The organism is Xenophilus azovorans DSM 13620 (assembly GCF_000745855.1).
Taxonomy (GTDB): Bacteria; Pseudomonadota; Gammaproteobacteria; order Burkholderiales; family Burkholderiaceae_C; genus Xenophilus; species Xenophilus azovorans.
The window spans coordinates 1-1,302 of the sequence record NZ_JQKD01000132.1 but is presented as its reverse complement, the minus strand read 5'-3'; the positions used below and the strand labels follow the sequence as shown (position 1 = coordinate 1,302).

The 1,302-nt window shown below is 65.4% G+C and carries 1 protein-coding gene; it reads left to right on the top strand.

Annotated features, from left to right (window positions below):
• Window positions 1–42 precede the first annotated feature (42 nt).
• On the top strand, window positions 43–1,242 hold the full coding sequence (locus Q392_RS26390) for an IS256 family transposase (protein WP_038215700.1): 1,200 nt from the start codon (window positions 43–45) through the stop codon (window positions 1,240–1,242).
• The last annotated feature ends 60 nt before the right edge of the window (window positions 1,243–1,302 follow it).

The window sequence follows — 1,302 nt, the reverse complement described above, 5'->3', positions numbered from 1 at the left end:
TTGAGGTGCGACCCACCAAACCTGTCCTCGAAGGAAATCACGATGACCAACGCCACTATGGCATTGACCGAGCTTGCCGAGAAGGGAGCCGACATCGACGTGCTGCGCCAGATGGTGCAGTTCATGGCCCAGCGCCTGATGGAACTGGATGTCGAGGGCCGCTGCGGCGCGGCCTACGACGAGAAGAACCCCGCCGAGCGGCTGAACAGCCGCAACGGCTACCGCGAGCGTACTTGGGACACGCGGGCCGGCTCTGTGGAGCTGAAGATCCCCAAGCTGCGCCAGGGCAGCTACTTCCCCGAGTTCCTGGAGCCTCGGAGAACGGCCGAGAAGGCGCTCACCGCGGTGATCCAGGAGGCCTACGTGCAGGGCATCTCCACCCGCTCGGTGGACGAGCTGGTCAAGTCGCTCGGCATGAGCGGCGTCTCCAAGAGCCAGGTCAGCCGGCTGTGCGGTGAGCTGGACGAGCGGGTCAACGCCTTCCTGGGCCGCCAGATCGAGGGCGACTGGCCCTACCTGTGGGTGGACGCGACCTACGTGAAGACGCGTGAGGCCGGGCGCATCGTGAGCGTGGCGGTGATAGTGGCCGTCGGCGTGAATACGGACGGGCAGCGTGAAGTGCTCGGGCTGAAGGTCGGAGCCTCGGAGGCCGAGCCGTTCTGGACCGAATTCCTGCGCAGCCTGAACCGGCGCGGCCTGCGTGGCGTCAAGCTGGTGATCAGCGACAGCCACGAGGGCATCAAGGCTGCGGCATCGAAAGTCCTGAAAGCCACCTGGCAGCGCTGTCGCGTGCACTTCATGCGCAACGCGCTGGCGCACGCTGGCAAGACGCAGCGGCGCATGGTCTCGGCGGCCATCGGTACGGTGTTCGTGCAGGAGTCGGCCGATACAGCGCGGGCGCAATGGAGATCGGTCGCCGACCAGCTGCGAGACAAGTTCCCCAAGCTCGGCTCGCTGATGGACGAAGCAGAGAACGACGTGCTGGCCTTCATGACCTTCCCGCGAGCGCACTGGGCGCAGATCTACAGCACCAACCCGCTGGAGCGGCTGAACGCGGAGATCAAGCGACGCACCAACGTCGTGGGCATCTTCCCCAACGATGCGTCCATCGTGCGCCTGGTCGGCGCCATGATGCTGGAGCAGAACGACGAGTGGTCGCTCAACCGGCGCTACATGCAACTTGAAGGCCTGCAGACCCTGAGCGACACTGCGCCCACTCGGCTGTCCGCTGTGGCTCGCTGAGTACCGTGCATCTCAGCCTCGTCCGGGCTGTGGACTTACACCACGAATTGGGACACGACC

What these genes read in the sequence shown, in the direction of transcription:
- Q392_RS26390 (WP_038215700.1), top strand. Translation starts at nt 43, where the DNA reads ATGACCAACGCCACTATGGCATTGACCGAGCTTGCCGAGAAGGGAGCC.